Source organism: Lentilactobacillus otakiensis DSM 19908 = JCM 15040, from assembly GCF_001434145.1.
Lineage (GTDB): Bacteria > Bacillota > Bacilli > Lactobacillales > Lactobacillaceae > Lentilactobacillus > Lentilactobacillus otakiensis.
Genome location: NZ_AZED01000013.1, coordinates 13,528 through 32,240, shown reverse-complemented (window position 1 = coordinate 32,240; position 18,713 = coordinate 13,528). Strand labels below are relative to the sequence as shown.

Sequence of the window (18,713 nt, the reverse complement as noted above, 5' to 3'; positions counted from 1 at the left end):
TCATTGGGTTAAAACCTTGTTACAATTTAATTAAAGAAGGGTGGTTGTCAAATTGATTAAACTAGGAATTATCGGAACCAACTGGATTACGCAGCAATTTGTCGACGCAATTAAACTATCACGAAAGTTCGAATTAACCAGTGTTTACTCACGCCACGATGAGACTGCCAAAAAATTTGCCGTCAAAAATGGCGCTCAAGAGACCTTTACCGATCTCGAGCAGTTCTTTGCCAAAGGCCAATTTGACACGGTATATATTGCATCACCAAATAGTTTGCATTTTGAACAGGCAGAATTGGCAATTCGACACGGCAAAAATGTGATTGTTGAGAAACCAGCATTCAGTACCCAAAAACAAATGACCAAAATTCAAAAGTTATTAGATGACAATCCTAAAGTATTATATTTCGAGGCCGCCCGAAATATTCATACTGAGAATTTCCACGCGATTGAAAAGAAATTGGGTCAACTTAAAACCGTTCAGGGCGCCGAATTTACGTATTCAAAATATTCTTCACGCTACGATCTTGTCCTTGATGGCGAGGAACCAAATGTCTTCTCTTTGAAATACGCGGGCGGTGCTTTGCAGGACTTGGGCGTTTATACGGTCTATGATGCGGTTGCCCTGTTTGGAATGCCAGAGGAGACCGCCTACTTCCCACAGTTGATTCGGACAGGGGTTGATGGGAAAGGCACAGCAATTTTGCGCTATCCGGAGTATAATGTGACTTTAAACTTCTCGAAGATCACGAACTCACACATGACTTCTGAGATATATGGCTTAAAGGATTTAATTGAGATCGATGATGCCGGCGAAATTAACGCGGTCATTTATATTGACGATGATCGCAACAAGCAGGTGATCGGCAATACCATCGATGAAAACCCGATGCTGCCAGAAGCTGATGATTTTGCCAGGGTGATTAATGATCCCCAAAAACCTCAGAACCAAAAAGATTATAATTATTGGCGACAGCTCAGTGTATACGTCAATAAGGTTATTTACAATTTGCGCCAAGATGCTCACATTTCATTTGTGGGCGAGAAAAAGTAAACGATTAGAAAATGGAGAACCACTTTGATAGAAGAATTTAAACAACATGCAACCAAATTAGGTTATCAAAAACCGACTGCGATTCAAAAGGCAGTGTATCAACCACTGAAAGATGGTAAGAGTGTCCTCGGCCTGGCACCAACTGGTTCCGGGAAAACTGTGGCATTCGCTTTGCCACTGCTGGAAAATATTCAACCAGAAGATGGCTTATCATTATTGGTCATCGAACCCTCCGCAGAACTTGCAATGCAAACGCAAAAAGTTTTGCTGGAGTGGGGCCAACTGATTGGATTATCCGTTCAGGGAATCATCGGCGGTGCGAATATTAATCGACAAGTCGATAAGTTAAAGGAACGGCCAAACGTGATCGTCGGCACCACCGGGCGAATTATGAACCTCATTGACCTTGGCAAATTGAAGTTGGATTCACTTCACGCAATCGTGATTGATGAAGCTGACAATTTGTTAAGTGAGGATACGTTGGCCTCAATTAGATCTTTGGTTGATTTGGCACCAGACACAACCTCGTTAGGCTTCTTTTCTGCAACCAAAAACGATCTGCTGGAACATATTAATCGCTGGTTTGTTCAAGACATTCAAACGTATGATGTTTCCGATATTGACGATACCCGCGGTGAAGTAAAGCACACGCTGTTAGAAGTTTCTAACCGTAAAAAAGAGCAGATGCTATTGAGATTCCTCCATATGAAGGATTTCAAAGCACTCGTTTTCTTTGATCAGATGGATACCTTGCAAAAGGTGGCCGGATTCTTATCTCATCGACACATTAAGGAAGCTGCCCAGTTAACCAGTGAACAGCGGCAAACCGCTCGTCAAAAGGCATTGCGTGACTTCCGGGATGGCAAAATCCGCTTGTTGCTGACGACGGATGTGGCTGCCCGGGGGATGGATATTGACAAGCTGCCAGCTGTGGTGAACTTTGATTTACCATCTGATCCTAAAACTTATATTCACCGAGTCGGTCGAACCGGCCGGATGCACCAAGATGGTTTGGTCATCAACATGGGAGACGATCACGACCTGCGTGATTTGAAGAAGTTAGTCAAGCCTTACGGATACCAGCCAAAGAATATTTATTTTGACGGTAACCAACTGTCTGACACGCGACCGACCGAACCTGTTAATCTGGAGGATGAGCAACCTTCAGAATCAAAGTCACAAAAAAAGGCTGAGAACAAACAGGATCGCAAGAAGCCCACAAGCAGGCCTAATCCACCAAAACCAAAGGGCAAGAAGAAACACAAACATTCCAAACGTAAGGGAATGCACCACAAGCGGACCGAAGGATAATTTCTCTTTACAGCTTTGCGGATAAATGAGAAAATTGTAGTGCAGTTGTTTTGGCCCCATAGCACAACTGGATAGGGCACCCGCCTCCTAAGCGGTTGATCCCGGTTCGAGTCCGGGTGGGGTCATCTATGAGAGCGCGACAAAGCCCGGGTGATCCCGGAGCATAAAGCAAAAGGGTCCATTGATGAACGGTTATTGTTCATTAATGGACCCTTTTGCTTTATGTAGCAGGGATCAGGGCTGTCAGAACGTATTTTGGAGGACAAAGGGACCAGCAAGTAAAACGACCGTTAATCAGCTTGCAGCCTTATATTCTAACTAATACATTACTTGATTATGGAATTAATTAATGATGTTTGTTCATTCATTGCCATTTTCTGTCGATGCGTAGCTATCACGATCACCACCAATTATCCATAAAAAATGCAGAACCAGCTTTCCCACCATTGGGAGAAACTGGTTCTGCATTTTGATTCTTATTTTCGTGTTTCGGCACGAGCTAACAAGTCATCTTTAATTTGTGGTTCCATCTTTTCGTACTTGAGATAGAAGAACATGATACCAGCAACGATCGCATAAATGATCACCGGTAGCCAGATGAAACAAAAACTAATTGCTGATGAAGCTTGAGCGCTTTGAGTCTTATTTGCCACACATCCGGAAATGTCCAAAATCTTTGATGGAATGAAGCTCCCAAAACCTGATCCAAGTTGAATACAAAAGGCACTTCCGACGGCTGTCAGAAAGCCTGGCGCCCGGATACCACTCTTCCATTCACCAAAATCAACCGTGTCGGCCAGCATTGCAAACGGCATTGACATTGCCAGTGCAGAGCCGAGAACTCCGATTGACCATGATAAGATGACCAGCGGAAAATTCCCACCGACCAGTGCCATCATTGCCTGGCCAACTGCACCGATGCCTAATCCGATTAGCATGGTTGCGGTCTTATTAGTAATTTTGACAATAAATGGAATTGAAATACTGGAGATAATGCCAAGAACCTGTAGGCCATTGAACACAGCGGCGAGCTCAGCATTTCCTAGATTGTATTTGGCATAATATGTCGAGAAGCTATTCCGATCCGCCTGAGCGATCCAGAAAGTTGCAAACGAGATAACCAGCAAATACCAAGGAACATTGCCAACAGTGGCTTTTAAGCTTTGCTTGAAGGGCAGGGACTTTTGGCTAACGGGCACGCGTTCACGCATGTTCTTGAATGCTGTGATTAAAAGGAAAATGGCAGCAATCCCGAACAACGCAATCGTGATCATAAATCCGTGTTTGTCGTTACCCTTACCAAAAAAGGCAACTAACGGCAGAGTGAATGTACTCGTGACAAACGAACCGATTAAGCTCCCGACCATTCGATATGAATTGGCGCCGATCCGTTCATTAGGATTCAGGGTCAAATTTGGCAGAATCGCTGAAATGGTGGTCTGAATACCGGTGTAGATGACACCGGCGGCCAAGACATATGTAATTCCAGCATATAAAAGTTTGGCGGTCCCGTGGAGATTGGGGGCTGTAAATGCTAAAAAGGTGCTTAAAGCAAAAGGGACAGCAAGCCATAAGAAATATGGCCTACTCTGCCCCCATTTAGTATGTGTGTGGTCAACGATTGATCCCCAAAAAATCGCACTGACCGCATCAACGATACAGGCAATTAAAATGATCATGCCCGCTGCTGAAACTGGGATGTCAAAAACATCCGTATAAAAATAAAGAATATAACTGGACATGCTGACGTACAGCAAGTTTCCAGCCATATCGGTAAAAGAATAACTAATTTTTTCGAGAGTCGGCAATTTCGCGTTGGCCTCGACCTCTTCTTCCTTTACGTCCATTAAAAATCCTCCAATCAAATCAATTAACAAGCTTTAACTGTATTTGCAAATATTTTTATTATATGCCAATTCCAAACTTGTTCAACCGTTTTTGACCTTTATAAATAATTTAATAAGGAGTTATCACCGTCACGAAGGCGTTTTCAAGAGAATAAAAAACTCGTTATAAATCAGTGTATATGATCAAATTTACTAAAATTGTGTGATATTTATCATATCACACAAGTAAATAACTGGGCATTGTGAAATCGGTTTCACATGCCTATAATGATAATGATCCAAAAACTTTAGGAGGTTGACAATTTATGCGCAGAATTAAGTTACGTTGGTTGATGTTACTGGGTGTATTTGCTGTGTTGGGCTTAATCATCACTGGCTGCGGCCAGAAGAAGTCCGCTGATAAGGGCCCGCTGACAGTTGCAACGTCAGGAACTCTTTACCCAACATCGTTCCATGATCAAAAGACGAATAAGCTAACCGGCTTTGACGTCGAAGTTGTCCGTGCTGTTGCCAAAAAGTTGGGGAGAAAAGTTGTCTTTAAGGAAATGAATGTCGATGGTCAAGAAACTGCCGTTAAGACCGGCAAGGCCGATATGGCTGCGAATGATTTTGCCGTTTCACCACAACGAGCAAAACAATTTGCTATTTCGACACCATACAAACATTCCTTTAATAGTATTGTTGTTCGTCAAAAGGATGATTCAGGGATCCATTCCTGGGCCGATATCAAAGACAAGAAAGCCGCTGGAGAAGCCGGGACAGGTTATCAACGCTTGGCTAAGCAGCTGGGTGCCAAGACCGTCAACTACAACAACGTTTCAAATGATATTTATTTGAGAGATGTTGAAAGTGGTAAAACTGATTTGATCATGAATGATTACTATCTTCAAAAATTAGCTTTGGCTGCAGTTCCAAACAATACTTTGAAGATTATGCCAAACATGTACTTCAGAACCAATGAAGATGGCAAGGGTGTTGGTATCTTAATGAAGAAGGGCAACACAAAGCTGCAGAAACAAGTTGATAAGGCCCTCAAAGAACTCAAGAAAAATGGGACTTTGAAGAAGCTTTCAGAGAAATATTATCATGCCGATGTGACTAAGCAGCCGCATGTTCATATTTCAAAGACCTTTACGATTAAGTAAGGTGGGCGTTGTCTTTGGATATTATTAAGTATTTATCGATTCCAGATTTTTTTAATGCACCATTAGCTTTTCGTTCAATTCCTAGGATCTTGGCAGGGTTTCCAATGTCGATTGCCTTAACTGCAATTAGCTTTATTCTTTCCTTGATATTGGGATTATTCCTCACCCTGGCGCAATTGAGTAAGCACAAACTGTTACATTATCCGGCACGGGCTTTCATTTCGTTTATGCGGGGTGTTCCGATGCTGGTGCTGTTGTTCATCATTTACTTCGGCTTTCGGGCGGACGCATTACCCGCTGCCGTCATAGCATTTACGATTAACTGTAGTGCCTTTGTTTCGGAAGTGTACCGTTCTTCGTTCAGTGCGGTTGATCATGGTCAGTGGGAAGCAGCCTACTCGTTAGGCTTGCCATATCGAAAGGTCATTTCCAAAATTGTCTTTCCACAGGCATTTCGAATTGCAATTCCGGCACTTGGAAATATTTTACTGGACTTGTTCAAAGGAACGTCGCTTGCTGCGATGATTACTGTGAGTGAAATGTTTATGGATGCCCAAATCGTCGCTGGTGCTAATCAAGATTACATGACGATTTATATTACGATTGCTGTGATTTATTGGTTCTTCTGCTGGTTAATGACGGTCGGTCAAACCCAGTTGGAACGACAACTTGCGTAGACGCGTTTCAGTAAATTAATATTGATGAACATGAAAAAAACTAGCCCAAACCGAGGGATCACTCAGTTTGGGCTAGTTTTTTTAGTATCGATAACTACATTAAGGTTTTTGCAATTACGGCAAGAATCGCAATCATGACAACTGCCATGGCAAGTAATTTAAAGCCGTCGCTCTTGGTGTAGTAACCCTTGGGAAATTCTTGACGTTTTTGTCTTAAAGTTTGTCGATTGATATGTGGCAATTTATTCACCGTCCTTACTTAGGTTGGTTTTTGTTCGTACTGTTTTTGAAGACGGCCCATTTTGACCAGAAATAATTCAAAATAATCACAACAATGTTTTCAAGTATCTTAACTAAGATTTGATTTTGATGCATCAATGTAATTCCGATCCAAAGCAAGATCCACTCAACAACTAATGTCGCAACCCGACCGCCAAAAAATGAGGTCATTTCTTTTAAGTCACTTAAAAACGACTTGGATGGGGAGTGAAAAACGTACGCTTTATTCGTAATGTACGCGAAGAGAACACTGATCACCCACGCAATGAAGTTGTTGATCATATAGTTCATATTTGTGAAGATATGCAGTCCGGAAAAGATTAAAACGTTGACTGCAGTTGTCATGATTCCCCAAAAAAGATAGGAGATCACTTCTTCGTATTTATAATACAGCTGCTTGATTTGACCAATCATATTAACGTTTCTCCGCAATCACAAATTTAGGACGATGCTTGGTTTCCAAATAAATTTTACCAATGTAGGTTCCTAAAATTCCTAAACTGAATAGTTGAACACCACTTAATAACAAAATGATTGAAACCATTGATGCCCAACCATTGACTGATCCGCCGAAGAACATGGCCCGAATGACAACGAAAAATAGGCCAATCACAGACAAAAAGAAGGTGACAATACCAACGAAGGTTGCTAACTTCAATGGGACGTCTGAAAAATCAACGATCGCTTCCATGGAATATTCAAATAATTGAAAGATTGACCATGAAGTTTCGCCGGCAGCTCTGGGACGACCTTCATATTCCAGGTATTTGGTATTAAAACCAACCCAAGAAAACAGGCCCTTACTGAACCGGTTATATTCAGGCAATTTCAAAATTGCATCAACGTATTTGCGACTCATTAAGCGGTAGTCACGGACATTTTGTTTCATCTGGACTTTGGACATCTTGTTGATAATTTTATAGAAGCTTGCTGACAGAAATGCTCGAATTGGATTTTGCTTGCGGCTGGTCTGAACGCAACCAACCACATCATAATCCTGCTTGGGATCTTCAAGAATATCAACCATCTGGAGCAACAACTCCGGTGGGTCTTGGAGGTCAACATCCATGACGGCAACGTAATCACCATGGGCATTTGAAAGCCCAGCAGCGAAGGCGGATTCTTTTCCAAAGTTTCTTGAGAATGAAATGTAATGGACTTCATCAGGATGTTCCGAATTAAGTTTGCGCATGACATCCAGGGTCTTATCAGCCGAGCCATCATTGATGAACAGGTAGTCTGGCTGGTAATGTTCTTCATGGGATGCGTTTAATTTATCGAATACTTTTTCTGTTGTGTCGTAGAAAAGTTCAACCGTTGGCTCCTCATTATAACAAGGAACAATTAGACTGATCGTTTTCAAAATATTTCCTCCAGTACGTTTGTTTATGACTTTGCTTTTGTGAATCTTTATTGGTAAGCTGGAATCCGTTTGGGTTACCAGACCAAGTGAGTAGCTGAAGTATTCGCTCCAGCTAGCCTATGTAAAAATGAACATCTAACAGATTATACCATATCATATTTTTTACAAAATTAAGTAGCTGTTAAGTTTCTCATCATTTTTGATATAATTGATCACATATAAAGGAGAATGAACTGATGAAACCAATAAAAGTCATGACCATCTTCGGCACGCGTCCAGAAGCCATTAAGATGGCACCGATTATCTTAATGATGCAGCAACATTTAGATGAATTTCAACCGATCACCGTGGTCTCCGCACAACACCGGGAAATGCTCGACCAAGTCCTGGATGTCTTTCACATCACCCCGGACTATGATTTAAACATTATGAAACAGGGGCAAACGCTCAGTGACATTACTACTCGTGTCATCACTGAACTGGACCCCATTATCGAAAAAGCCCAACCTGATATTATTTTAGTCCACGGTGACACGACAACGACCTTTTCAGCTAGCATCAGTGCCTTTTATCACCAAATTAAAATTGGCCACGTGGAGGCTGGTCTGCGCACGTGGAATAAGCTTTCACCATACCCGGAAGAGATGAACCGGCAACTGACTGATGTCTTGGCAGACTTATACTTTGCCCCAACTTCATTAAGTCGCGATAATCTACTTAAAGAAAATCATCCGGACAAAAATATTTTTGTCACAGGAAATACCGCCATTGATGCACTCAAACAAACAGTTACTGACAATTACCAGCATTCAGTTTTTGATGAATTGAACGAAAATTCCAAAATGATTCTCTTAACGATGCATCGCCGAGAAAATCAAGGCGAACCAATGCGACGGACGTTTAAGGCAATCAAAGAAGTGCTGGCCAATCATCCGGATGTCGAAGTTGTTTACCCGGTTCATTTGAGCCCAGCAGTTCAAAAAGTGGCTCATGAAGTCTTTGATGGCGTTAAGGCTGTTCACTTAATCGAGCCTTTAGATGTGTTGGATTTTCACAACATGTCTGCTCGAAGCTTCTTCATCATGACCGACTCTGGTGGCGTCCAAGAAGAAGCCCCGTCATTAAAAAAGCCGGTGCTGGTCCTTCGTGATACCACAGAACGACCTGAAGGGATTAAGGCTGGCACCTTACGGTTAGTGGGAACCGATCCCAAAGTTGTCAAGCGCGAGATGGAACGATTGCTCGACAATCCAAAAGAATACGAAAAAATGGCGGAAGCCAAGAATCCTTATGGGGATGGGCATGCCTCGGAGCGAATTTTGAATGCCATTAAAGAACATTTCAGCAAATAATTTCGGGAAGTCGATGAATGATGAAACGATTGTATGGATCAATTAAAAATTTTATCGAAATAATCATTAAACGTTATTCATCCGGGAACGTGTCTGATTCCGCCGCAGTTCTAGCGTTTTATACACTGTTGTCGATTTTTCCAATTTTCTTTATTATTGGCAGTGTTTTAAATCTGTTCCATATTCATTTGAGCGAAGTGGAAGTTTACATCCGGCCGCTGTTTCCTGACCGAATTTATTCAATGCTACAACCGATTATTAACTCGACCCTTCAAAGCGGGGGTGCCAGCCAGTTGTCAGTAGGTTTGATTGTGACAATCTGGTCTGCTAGCCGAGCGATTGCCGCGTTCCAACGCAGTATTAACAAAACCTATGGCGTGGCTGAAAATCAAACGGCTATTTCCAACCGATTAATTTCATTTGTTTGGATGCTGATGTTAATTCTGGCCGTGGTCGTCCTCATGATGGTCTTTGCATTTAGTCAAATGTTTTTCGAATGGTTAACGCCAATCCTAAATGTCCCTCATTGGATATTAAATCTGATTGGCACTGTGAAATGGCCCGGAACCATTGCCGTTGCCTGGCTGCTCTTAAGCCTGCTGTTTTATTTTGTGCCGACAGCGAAAGTCAAGTTCCGTTATGTGTGGGTTGGAGCGTTGATTGCCACTCTGGGATTAATGTTGTTAGCCCAAGGGTTCACGGTTTACCTCAAATTTTTTGCCCAACGAATTGATGCTTATAAAACAATCGGAACGTTTATTGTTTTAATGTTCTGGTTGGACTTTTCTGGGGTGATTATGCTGTTTGGCGGTGTGGTGAATGCGACCATTCAAGAAATTCGCCAAGGTAAGATTCAAGAGCAGGAAGATGCGATTGAATCTGTTTGGAAGCAAGCCCGCAGAATGCGCAAACATAAATCAAGATATTCAAAAAAGGGCTGAAACAAAAGTTTATACTTTTGTCCCGCGCCCTTTTTAACTCTAATTGATTATTTACTGGCTTTAGCTACTAATTCTGCAGTAAATTGATCCAATTTTTCAATATCCTTTTCATCCGGCTCCAAGTTAATTTTGATGCTTTCAGAACCTTTAGTGGCACCGGTTTTCTCGAAGGCTTCCTCAAATTTGTCAACTGAGGTATTGTAGAATTCTTCATAAAAGACATCACCGGAACCGGCAACACCGAAGATTTTACCTTTGAGATCCAGTTCGCTGAGATCGTCGTAGAAGTCCATGCCTTCTTCGGGAAGTGCACCCTCATCATAGGTGTATGGACAAACGACACAAATATCAACGTCCTCAAAGACTGACGGGTCGGTTTGCGAGATTTCGGTTTCCTCGACCTGAACGTCGGCATCTTCGAGTGCTTCGGTGACGATGTCGGCGATATCCTCATTATTTCCAGTAATTGTTGCGTAAACTACGTGAGCAGTTATCATATTTTTTCATCCTCTATCTTAAATTGATTTTAGTATACCAAATCGAAAAGACAAAGTGAATTTCGACAACGCGAGAAGGAAAGGATTTCCATGGCAAAAACGATTACCAAAATTGAAGCTCAGAAACGTAAAGGGCGATTTAATGTATACGTGGATGGGCAGTATGCATTTCCAATCAGTGAAGAAGTTTTCATCAAATATCGTATCTTTAAAGGGATGGAAGTTGACGATCAACTAATCGAAACCCTGAAAAATGCGGATAACATTTCAAAAATCCACAGTCGCGCGCTGAATTATTTGGCCCATAATCTGCGGACTGAATATGAAGTTCGAGAAAAGCTCGCTGATATCACTGAAGATGGGGATGCCATTGATAAAGTCATCGACATTTTAGCGGATCAGACCCTAATTGATGATCAGCGATATGCCGACAGCTATGTGCGGACGGTGGTTCGAGAGCGCAAGAACGGGCCCGACTGGATTCGTCGACACTTGAAGGATAAGCATGTTCCGGCAAATGACGTGGAAACGGCCCTTGACCACTATTATCCCGAGCAGGAAGCCATTGAAATTGGGGTGGCCGTTGCCGAAAAGCAGTTGAAACGTTACAAGCGTGATTCTGCCAAAATGGCAGTGACCAAAACCAAAGAACTGCTGATGCGCCGCGGCTTTCCGTATGGGGACATCGAAGAGATCATGAATCAAACTGACACTTCAGAAATGGACCAACAGGATCACGAAGTCATTGATCAAGTCGCTGAGAAGTATTGGCGGCAATATCGGCGACTGCAGCCATATGAACGCAATCAAAAAGTGAAGCAGGCGCTTTATCGCAAAGGATTTTTGATGGATGATATCACGATTGCGATGGCCAAGCTGACTGAATAAAATAATTTCGAAAATAATCCCCACTCTGATATAATGAAAAATGGATTGGTAACAATCGATGCTGTTAGGTTAGTCAGAAAGTGGGTACCATACATGCCACGACTTCAAAAATTACCTGGAGAAGGTCAGTTTATTGCGATTCAAAGCTACAAGCATGATGGTAGTTTGCATCGGGTTTGGCGAGATACGATGGTACTGAAAACGAGTGAAAATTCGTTGATTGGTTGTAATAATCATACCTTGGTGACAGAAGATGACGGTCGGCATTGGGTAACACGCGAGCCGGCCCTGGTTTATTTCCACAAGCATTATTGGTTTAATGTCGTGGCGATGATCAGAGACGACGGGATTGCGTATTACTGTAACTTAGCGTCACCTTACGTTTTGGATAAAGAAGCTTTAAAATACATTGACTATGATTTGGACGTCAAAGTATTTCCGGACGGTAAACGAAAGTTGTTAGATGCCGATGAGTACCTGACTTTTAGCAAACGTTGGAATTATGGCCCTGAGATTGATCATATTCTAAAACGTAACGTCCGGATTCTCGTTGATTGGATTGAAAACGAGAAAGGGCCTTTTTCCAAAGAATTCATCGCCATTTGGTATGAACGCTATCTGGAATTGTCTCGTCAAAATCAATAAATGATTCTTTAAGGGGTGGCTGCGACAAAACACGCGTTTTGTCATAGCCACCTTTTTGTCGCACTCCGGTTTTTTATTTATGCTACAATTACCTTTATAGGAAAAAATGATATTGATTAAAAAAAGGAGCCGACAAATGCTCGAACGATTAAAAAAATCACCACTCATGTTTTGGTCATTAGAGATCTTGATTGTGGTGGCAATTATTTGGATCTGCACAAAGATCAGCTTTGTGTTTTCACCAATTGCCATCTTCTTTTCAACGGTCTTTATTCCGATCTTGTTGGCTGGTATTTTGTTTTATATGCTCAACCCGATCGTCAATTTAATCACCAAAGTTAAATTCGGCAAGCATCGAATTGGCCGAACTTGGGCAACAACGCTGGTATTCTTGCTCTTACTTGGTTTGGTGGCATTAGCAGCAACGGTTTTCATCCCCAAAATTTTGAATCAGTTGGTCACGTTGGCTAATCAAATTCCTGATGCTGCCAGTCAGGGCCAAAAGATGATTGACAAATTGTTTAAAGATATGAACTCCCAGCAATTACTGAAGCAAATTGATTTTACTTCATTGACGGATAAATTATCGGCAAACGTCAACAAGTATGCTGAAACGATTTTTAATAGTGTCACCAATGGATTAGGCGGTTTTATTTCTGCTGCCGCCAACGCTGTGATTATTGCCGTAACGGTTCCAGTGGTTCTGTTTTATATGCTTAAAGATGGTTATCGCCTCGCACCAACTATCAAGAATTTCTTGCCGGAACGTCATCGTGAGCAAACCATGGAATTGCTTGGCAAAATGAGCCACACAATTTCTAAGTACATTTCCGGACAAATGATCGAGTGCTTGTTTGTTGGGACTTTTACCGCGATCGGCTACGTTATCATTGGTACGCCATATGCCTTGCTGCTGGGGGTTATCGCCGGTGTCTGCAATATTATTCCTTATCTTGGACCTTACATCGGGATTGCACCGGCATTGATTGTTTCTTTTTCCAGCGGCGGCGTCTGGCTGGTGGTTTATAATATTATCGTGGTTTTGATTGTCCAACAAATTGATGGTAATTTGGTTTATCCAAATGTGATCGGAAAATCGTTGGAAATTCATCCGCTGACCATCATCATTATCTTACTGGCAGCTGGTAACATTGCCGGTCTAATGGGAATGATTCTCGCTATCCCACTGTACGCGGTGGTCAAGGTTGTTGTGGTACACATGTATAATATTTATCAACTGGAATAACACAAAAACGTTAATAATCTTTAATAAATATTGACGTTGACCGTGATTATGCTACTATTTAAGATGTGTTTATTTTAGTTCACATTCAGAGTAATGATTAAGTAGGAGATTCTATGAAAAAAGTAATTACGTATGGAACGTTTGATTTGCTGCACAAGGGCCACGTTCGTTTGTTGAAGCGGGCCAAGGCACTTGGCGACCACCTGACAGTGTGTTTGTCATCCGATGAGTTTAACGCTGAAAAGGGTAAGAAAGCATACACGTCATACGAAGATCGTAAATATATTCTTGAAGCAATTAAATACGTTGATGAAGTGATTCCTGAAACCAACTGGGATCAAAAAATTCACGACGTCCAGGATAGAGACATTGATGTCTTCGTCATGGGTGACGATTGGAAGGGCAAGTTTGACTTCTTGAAGGATTATTGTGAAGTCGTCTACCTCCCAAGAACGGAAGGTATCTCAACCACCAAGATCAAGGAAGATTTGGGCTTGACGGATGAAGCAGATTGGAAAGCTTAGAGTGTGAGTAGGCTCGGGTTGACCCCGGAGCATAAGGCGAAGGTAGCAATAATGAACGTTTTTTGTTCATTGTTGCTAGCTTTGACTTATGCAGTCGGGGTCAGGGCTGCCCGATCACGTTTCGACTAGGTCGCCGATGGATAAAGTACATATGGCGTCCACATTCCACTCACCACCAATATGCACACACGTGTAGCACAGAAGATTCAAACGAGGCTGGGACAAGACTACATGTTTTGTCTCAGCCTTATTTTATTCAGGAGGAATATTATGGGACGAGCAATTTTTTTGGCAACGACAATTCAAGGGATCCGCAAAGCAACCTTTAGACGGCAGCTATTGTCATTGATTAGCAATAAATACCAGGTGGTTGTGTTGTTTGCAATGACCGATTTTGATGAGATCTGGCAAGCAAAACGCGAATTTTCTAAGATCGACTTGCCAGCTGGGACGCCGGATGTCCGCTTGATTTCTTTGGCTGACATTTACGCTGATCATGACGGAGTGGAACTTAAAAAGACGGATTTCTTGGATCCTGACCTGACACAATTAAAGAAAATTGATTCACACGAAGGCAAATTGACCGTTGCCAGATATATTAACCACGATGGTGACATTGTTGCTGAAACATTATTTGACTCTGATTCTACGCGTTTACATACTCTGTATTTTGATCAGAACAGTCGAATTATTCAAACGAATAATTACAACAGCGAAGATCAGCTGTTTGGTATTGAAAAATATCAAAACGATGTGTTGGACGAAAGCCTTTTGCTAAACGCCAAAGGAGAATTGGTTTACAGATTCACCAACTATATTAAGAATCAAAAAGTCAGTTATAACGTCACACCGAGTGCGACAATTTCAGCGCCAGAGGACTTAACAGAAATCCAAGATGATAATACCAAGTCAGCTGATGAATCACTCAAAACCTACGAAGGCCAAGGTAAATCCGTTTTTACCAAAGCATTGTCTTACAGTGACTATCACCGATATGATGATATTAACGCCTTCTATCACCAGGTACTGTTAAATATGAACATTGAAGATGCCCGGACCTATATTGACATTGACAACATTGTCGATGCATCCAAGTATTTGCCAGGCAAACGAATCTTTAATTATTAAGGGGAAATTACATTGCGAGCGATATTATCAGGCGTACATCAAAAAAAGGGCAAACAAATTCTTGAATTTGAGCTTCTGGACATGGCGGTGTCATTAGATGCGGCTTATGTTTTGTTTGTCGAAAAAAATAGTTTAGCTTCAATCATGAAGCCAATCACCAAGGTGTTATCTCATAACATTATCCGGGTGAACATTGATGCCCAGGATTTTCATTTCCAATCAGAAGACCAAACTGAGTTTGAATGGCAGATTTTTCTGATTAGCAACAGTTTGACCAATAAAAATGTCATTCAGGTTGAAAGTGAATACTTAAGTGATCGGCATCAATTGGAATTGACCAGTTATTATCAATTTAACAGTGATGCCCAGGGAATGGCGTTATTTAATATTCGGACGCACCAGTCCAACGACGAGTTCATGATTAACTCTGTCAACTTGACTGACACTGACCTGGAAATTACCGGCTATAACAAGATCAACGGTACGTTAATTAAGAACCAACAGATTATTTTGAAGAATCACTCAACTGACGGGACATTGGAATATCCGGTTACCAAGAAGTTGTTCGAGGGGATGTTCACCGTTTCGATTCCTTTGACCGATATTCCACAGAACTCGGTTGGTGAGCTGTTCATTGAATATGAATTGAACGGCAAACAGATCAAACAGCGACTGATTATTTCCAAGTCACTTGCTGGCCAATCAACCGATATTCGGTTAGCGGGTAACCGTGAAATCACGTTGGAAAAGCGTTTTGATAACGGGATTTTAGTGAAGGAATTTCCTGGTGCTTCATTGTTTGAAAAGGTTGGAGCAGCTGGTGGCAAAGCCTCAACTATGGTTGACGTTATTCGGATGATTCAAGATAAGTTGAATTTGGTTCGGATGCGCTTCTTGTTCAAGTCTGGTCATTCACCTTACGAAAATACCACGATTATCTTTGAAAGTTTTGGCGGCCGTCAAGTCAGTGATAGCCCTTACGCCATTTATAAAGTTTTCAAGACTTTGTATCCTGGAATCAATATGATTTGGTCAATTGACCGGGTTCAGAAGAAGTTTTGTAAAGAAAATCAAATTCCATATGTCATTCGCCGAACAAACAAATGGGTCCGAGTTTTGGAAAAGTCTCAATTCTGGATCAGTAATGCCCGTTTCCCAACTTGGGTTAAGAAACCCAACTATGTCACATATATTCAGACTTGGCATGGGACCCCTTTGAAGAAACTTGGTTTGGACATCGAAAACGTTTCAATGCCTGGAACCACAACGGCGAAGTACCATAAGAACTTTGTTCGAGAAGCTAACCGTTGGGATGCCTTGGTTTCACCTAACGATTATTCGACCCAGATCTTTCGTTCTGCATTTGGGTTTAATAACCAGATCTTGAAGATTGGGTATCCTCGAAACGATGAATTAATTAATACCAAACCTGAAGATATTGACGCCATTAAGGAACAATTGGGAATTCCGTTGGACAAGAAGGTTGTCATGTATGCACCAACATACCGTGATAACCAATTTGCCGAGAAGGGAAAGTATACTTTCGAATTACCATTTGATCTTGATGATTTCAGAAAATCGTTTGGGGACGACACCGTGTTGATTTTGCGGATGCACTACTTGATTTCCAATGCATTGGATATTTCTGATTATTCTGACTTCGTCTACGATTACTCGAATTATCCAAACATTAGTGATTTGTACTTGGTATCAGATCTGTTGATTACCGATTACTCATCGGTATTCTTTGACTATGCTTACTTGAAGCGACCAATTTTGTTCTATCCTTACGATTATCATTTGTACAAGGAAGAATTGCGGGGCTTCTACCTCAATTACGAAAAGGATTTGCCTGGTAAAATTGCCGAAAATTCCAAGCAGTTACTCGAAGAAATTAACCACGCGCTGGCCCATCCCGACATGTCAGCCAACGAAAAATTCATGAACTTCTACAATCGTTTCTGTGCAATTAATGATGGTTTGAGTTCATTGAAAGTTGTTAACTATGTCATGCACCAAATTGAGAGTGGCATGTAAAGTTGCAAATAGTATGAAAGAGGCATTTAAGTCTGTAAATGGCTGATTCAAAATGAGAGATTGGGCAAAGAAATTTACTTTGTCACAATCTCTTTTTTATCAAACTAAGGGAGGCTTCTAGGAGAGTTGCCGAAAACGTGTTAAAATTAATTAGTTATTGACTCGCCTGAAAGGAAGTAAATATGAATACCCAACAACTAGAAAAGGAAGACAGCACCCGCCGCACATTTGCGATTATCTCTCACCCTGATGCTGGTAAAACGACCATCACTGAGCAGTTGCTTTTATTTGGGGGCGTTGTTCGTTCAGCCGGAACAGTTAAGGCCAGAAAGACCGGTAACTTTGCCAAATCCGACTGGATGGAAATTGAACAAAAACGTGGCATTTCCGTTACCAGTTCAGTCATGCAGTTTGATTACGCTGGCAAACGGATTAATATCTTGGATACTCCAGGACATGAGGATTTCTCCGAAGATACCTATCGGACTTTGATGGCCGTGGATTCTGCTGTCATGGTCATCGATTCTGCCAAAGGAATTGAACCACAGACTAAGAAACTATTCCAAATTTGTAAGATGCGGGGAATCCCGATTTTTACATTTATGAACAAACTTGACCGGGATGGCCGTGAACCAATGGACCTGATCGACGAGTTAGAAAATGTCTTGGGAATTGAAGCTTACCCAATGAATTGGCCGATTGGCATGGGTAAGACTTTGACAGGTATCTTCGATCGTTACAATCATAACGTTGAACTTTATAATCATGATAAAAATAACAAGCCGTCTGAAATTGTTGATTTGGATGACAATAATGACCCAATTAACAACGACAAATTGGCTGAAGACGACCAGTTTGAAGATGCTAAGGATGCCATCGAACTTTTGGATATGGCCGGCAATCAATTTGATGAAGGCAAAATTGCCACTGGTGATATGACACCTGTATTCTTTGGTTCAGCACTGGTTAACTTTGGTGTGAAGACCTTCTTTGATGCTTATTTAAAATATGCACCAGCACCAAGCGCCCATAAGACTGAAGAAGGGACCGTGATCAAGCCTGATGACGATACCTTCTCTGGCTTTGTTTTCAAGATTCAGGCAAATATGAACCCCAATCACCGTGACCGAATCGCTTTTGTGCGAGTTTGTTCTGGTGAGTTTGAGAAGGGGATGGATGTGAACCTGTATCGGACCCAGAAGAAGTTACGACTTTCAAACGTGACCGAATTCATGGCCAATACCCGGGAAAACGTTCAAACTGCGGTTGCCGGGGATATTATTGGTTTATATGACACTGGTAATTTTCAGATTGGTGATACCATTTACACCGGTAAGAAGAAAGTCGAATTTGAAAAGCTGCCACAATTTACGCCTGAATTATTTGTTCGAGTTTCTGCCAAGAATGTGATGAAGCAAAAGTCATTTCATAAGGGGATTGACCAACTGGTTCAAGAAGGAGCCGTTCAGCTGTACCAGTCATACACCACCAACGACTACATTTTGGGTGCGGTTGGTCAGCTGCAATTTGAAGTTTTCCAATTCAGAATGCAGAATGAATATAATTCTGAAGTGAACATGGAACCAATGGGCCATAAAATTGCCCGTTGGATTGATCCTGATCAATTGGACGAAAAGATGTCCTCATCACGAAATCTGTTGGTCAAGGATCGCGCCGGCAATCCATTATTCTTATTTGAAAATGAATTTGCCTTGCGTTGGTTCAAGGACAAGTATCCCGATGTTACATTAACCGCCAAACTATAATTTAACTTTGAAA

Annotated in this window: 18 protein-coding genes and 1 tRNA gene; 14 read left to right on the top strand and 5 right to left on the bottom strand. The window is 41.7% G+C overall.

Annotated elements, in window-relative coordinates:
* Window positions 1–52: 52 nt before the first annotated feature.
* The 3 genes from FD05_RS06055 (at window position 53) to FD05_RS06045 (ending at window position 2,490) form a co-directional block, all read left to right on the top strand.
* On the top strand, window positions 53–1,054 hold the full coding sequence (locus FD05_RS06055; RefSeq protein ID WP_039932847.1) for a Gfo/Idh/MocA family protein: 1,002 nt from the start codon (window positions 53–55) through the stop codon (window positions 1,052–1,054).
* Window positions 1,055–1,078: 24 nt separating this feature from the next.
* The gene (locus tag FD05_RS06050) at window positions 1,079–2,365 is read left to right on the top strand and encodes a DEAD/DEAH box helicase (RefSeq protein WP_020281170.1); all 1,287 of its coding nucleotides are present in this window, start codon (window positions 1,079–1,081) and stop codon (window positions 2,363–2,365) included.
* A 52-nt stretch (window positions 2,366–2,417) separates the two neighbouring features.
* A tRNA-Arg gene (locus FD05_RS06045) sits at window positions 2,418–2,490 on the top strand.
* A 351-nt stretch (window positions 2,491–2,841) separates the two neighbouring features.
* Here FD05_RS06045 and FD05_RS06040 read toward each other — a convergent pair.
* Window positions 2,842–4,212: a glycoside-pentoside-hexuronide (GPH):cation symporter gene (locus FD05_RS06040; RefSeq protein ID WP_020281171.1), complete on the bottom strand. Its 1,371-nt coding sequence runs from the start codon at window positions 4,210–4,212 to the stop codon at window positions 2,842–2,844.
* 305 nt (window positions 4,213–4,517) lie between these two features.
* Here FD05_RS06040 and FD05_RS06035 point away from each other — a divergent pair, with 305 nt between their 5' ends.
* Together FD05_RS06035 and FD05_RS06030 are read left to right on the top strand one after the other, a co-directional pair.
* Window positions 4,518–5,357, top strand: coding sequence for a transporter substrate-binding domain-containing protein (locus FD05_RS06035; protein ID WP_020281172.1), 840 nt, complete (start codon window positions 4,518–4,520; stop codon window positions 5,355–5,357).
* 14 nt (window positions 5,358–5,371) lie between these two features.
* Window positions 5,372–6,034, top strand: coding sequence for an amino acid ABC transporter permease (locus FD05_RS06030; RefSeq protein ID WP_020281173.1), 663 nt, complete (start codon window positions 5,372–5,374; stop codon window positions 6,032–6,034).
* Window positions 6,035–6,128: 94 nt separating this feature from the next.
* On the opposite strand, the gene FD05_RS11715 is transcribed toward FD05_RS06030, so the two are convergent.
* The 3 genes from FD05_RS11715 to FD05_RS06020 are packed head-to-tail and all read right to left on the bottom strand — an operon-like array spanning window position 6,129 to window position 7,676.
* Complete coding sequence (locus FD05_RS11715; RefSeq protein ID WP_020281174.1) at window positions 6,129–6,275, bottom strand: hypothetical protein; 147 nt, start codon at window positions 6,273–6,275, stop codon at window positions 6,129–6,131.
* Window positions 6,276–6,289: 14 nt separating this feature from the next.
* Entirely contained in the window at window positions 6,290–6,727 is a 438-nt protein-coding gene (locus FD05_RS06025) for a GtrA family protein (RefSeq protein ID WP_020281175.1), read from the bottom strand.
* Between the two features lies 1 nt (window position 6,728).
* On the bottom strand, window positions 6,729–7,676 hold the full coding sequence (locus FD05_RS06020; RefSeq protein WP_020281176.1) for a glycosyltransferase family 2 protein: 948 nt from the start codon (window positions 7,674–7,676) through the stop codon (window positions 6,729–6,731).
* Between the two features lie 236 nt (window positions 7,677–7,912).
* Here FD05_RS06020 and wecB point away from each other — a divergent pair, with 236 nt between their 5' ends.
* Window positions 7,913–9,028 (top strand): non-hydrolyzing UDP-N-acetylglucosamine 2-epimerase, encoded by a 1,116-nt coding sequence (wecB, locus tag FD05_RS06015; RefSeq protein WP_020281177.1) that lies wholly within the window; start codon window positions 7,913–7,915, stop codon window positions 9,026–9,028.
* 17 nt (window positions 9,029–9,045) lie between these two features.
* The gene (locus tag FD05_RS06010; RefSeq protein WP_020281178.1) at window positions 9,046–9,969 is read left to right on the top strand and encodes a YihY/virulence factor BrkB family protein; all 924 of its coding nucleotides are present in this window, start codon (window positions 9,046–9,048) and stop codon (window positions 9,967–9,969) included.
* Between the two features lie 47 nt (window positions 9,970–10,016).
* Here FD05_RS06010 and FD05_RS06005 read toward each other — a convergent pair whose 3' ends face one another.
* Window positions 10,017–10,466, bottom strand: a complete 450-nt coding sequence (locus FD05_RS06005) for a flavodoxin (RefSeq protein WP_020281179.1) — start codon at window positions 10,464–10,466, stop codon at window positions 10,017–10,019.
* Window positions 10,467–10,556: 90 nt separating this feature from the next.
* Between FD05_RS06005 and recX the strand changes: the two genes are divergently transcribed.
* The 7 genes from recX to FD05_RS05970 all read left to right on the top strand — a co-directional run bounded on the left by recX (window position 10,557) and on the right by FD05_RS05970 (window position 18,700).
* Window positions 10,557–11,354 (top strand): recombination regulator RecX, encoded by a 798-nt coding sequence (recX, locus tag FD05_RS06000; protein ID WP_020281180.1) that lies wholly within the window; start codon window positions 10,557–10,559, stop codon window positions 11,352–11,354.
* A gap of 93 nt (window positions 11,355–11,447) precedes the next feature.
* The gene (ntdP, locus tag FD05_RS05995) at window positions 11,448–11,999 is read left to right on the top strand and encodes a nucleoside tri-diphosphate phosphatase (RefSeq protein ID WP_039932850.1); all 552 of its coding nucleotides are present in this window, start codon (window positions 11,448–11,450) and stop codon (window positions 11,997–11,999) included.
* A gap of 136 nt (window positions 12,000–12,135) precedes the next feature.
* Window positions 12,136–13,245 carry an AI-2E family transporter gene (locus FD05_RS05990; protein ID WP_020281182.1) on the top strand — a complete coding sequence of 370 codons (1,110 nt, stop codon included), beginning with the start codon at window positions 12,136–12,138 and terminating at the stop codon, window positions 13,243–13,245.
* Between the two features lie 113 nt (window positions 13,246–13,358).
* Entirely contained in the window at window positions 13,359–13,769 is a 411-nt protein-coding gene (gene tagD, locus FD05_RS05985; RefSeq protein ID WP_020281183.1) for a glycerol-3-phosphate cytidylyltransferase, read from the top strand.
* Window positions 13,770–14,039: 270 nt separating this feature from the next.
* A complete protein-coding gene (locus FD05_RS05980; protein ID WP_020281184.1) occupies window positions 14,040–14,897 on the top strand; it encodes a hypothetical protein in 858 nt (285 codons plus the stop codon).
* Between the two features lie 12 nt (window positions 14,898–14,909).
* On the top strand, window positions 14,910–16,934 hold the full coding sequence (locus FD05_RS05975; protein WP_020281185.1) for a CDP-glycerol glycerophosphotransferase family protein: 2,025 nt from the start codon (window positions 14,910–14,912) through the stop codon (window positions 16,932–16,934).
* Between the two features lie 182 nt (window positions 16,935–17,116).
* Complete coding sequence (locus FD05_RS05970) at window positions 17,117–18,700, top strand: peptide chain release factor 3 (RefSeq protein ID WP_020281186.1); 1,584 nt, start codon at window positions 17,117–17,119, stop codon at window positions 18,698–18,700.
* Window positions 18,701–18,713 lie beyond the last annotated feature (13 nt).

What these genes read in the sequence shown, in the direction of transcription:
- ntdP (WP_039932850.1), top strand. Translation starts at nt 11,448, where the DNA reads ATGCCACGACTTCAAAAATTACCTGGAGAAGGTCAGTTTATTGCGATT.
- FD05_RS06040 (WP_020281171.1), bottom strand. Translation starts at nt 4,212, where the DNA reads ATGGACGTAAAGGAAGAAGAGGTCGAGGCCAACGCGAAATTGCCGACT.
- FD05_RS05980 (WP_020281184.1), top strand. Translation starts at nt 14,040, where the DNA reads ATGGGACGAGCAATTTTTTTGGCAACGACAATTCAAGGGATCCGCAAA.
- wecB (WP_020281177.1), top strand. Translation starts at nt 7,913, where the DNA reads ATGAAACCAATAAAAGTCATGACCATCTTCGGCACGCGTCCAGAAGCC.
- FD05_RS06005 (WP_020281179.1), bottom strand. Translation starts at nt 10,466, where the DNA reads ATGATAACTGCTCACGTAGTTTACGCAACAATTACTGGAAATAATGAG.
- FD05_RS06025 (WP_020281175.1), bottom strand. Translation starts at nt 6,727, where the DNA reads ATGATTGGTCAAATCAAGCAGCTGTATTATAAATACGAAGAAGTGATC.
- recX (WP_020281180.1), top strand. Translation starts at nt 10,557, where the DNA reads ATGGCAAAAACGATTACCAAAATTGAAGCTCAGAAACGTAAAGGGCGA.
- tagD (WP_020281183.1), top strand. Translation starts at nt 13,359, where the DNA reads ATGAAAAAAGTAATTACGTATGGAACGTTTGATTTGCTGCACAAGGGC.
- FD05_RS05990 (WP_020281182.1), top strand. Translation starts at nt 12,136, where the DNA reads ATGCTCGAACGATTAAAAAAATCACCACTCATGTTTTGGTCATTAGAG.
- FD05_RS05970 (WP_020281186.1), top strand. Translation starts at nt 17,117, where the DNA reads ATGAATACCCAACAACTAGAAAAGGAAGACAGCACCCGCCGCACATTT.
- FD05_RS06010 (WP_020281178.1), top strand. Translation starts at nt 9,046, where the DNA reads ATGATGAAACGATTGTATGGATCAATTAAAAATTTTATCGAAATAATC.
- FD05_RS06035 (WP_020281172.1), top strand. Translation starts at nt 4,518, where the DNA reads ATGCGCAGAATTAAGTTACGTTGGTTGATGTTACTGGGTGTATTTGCT.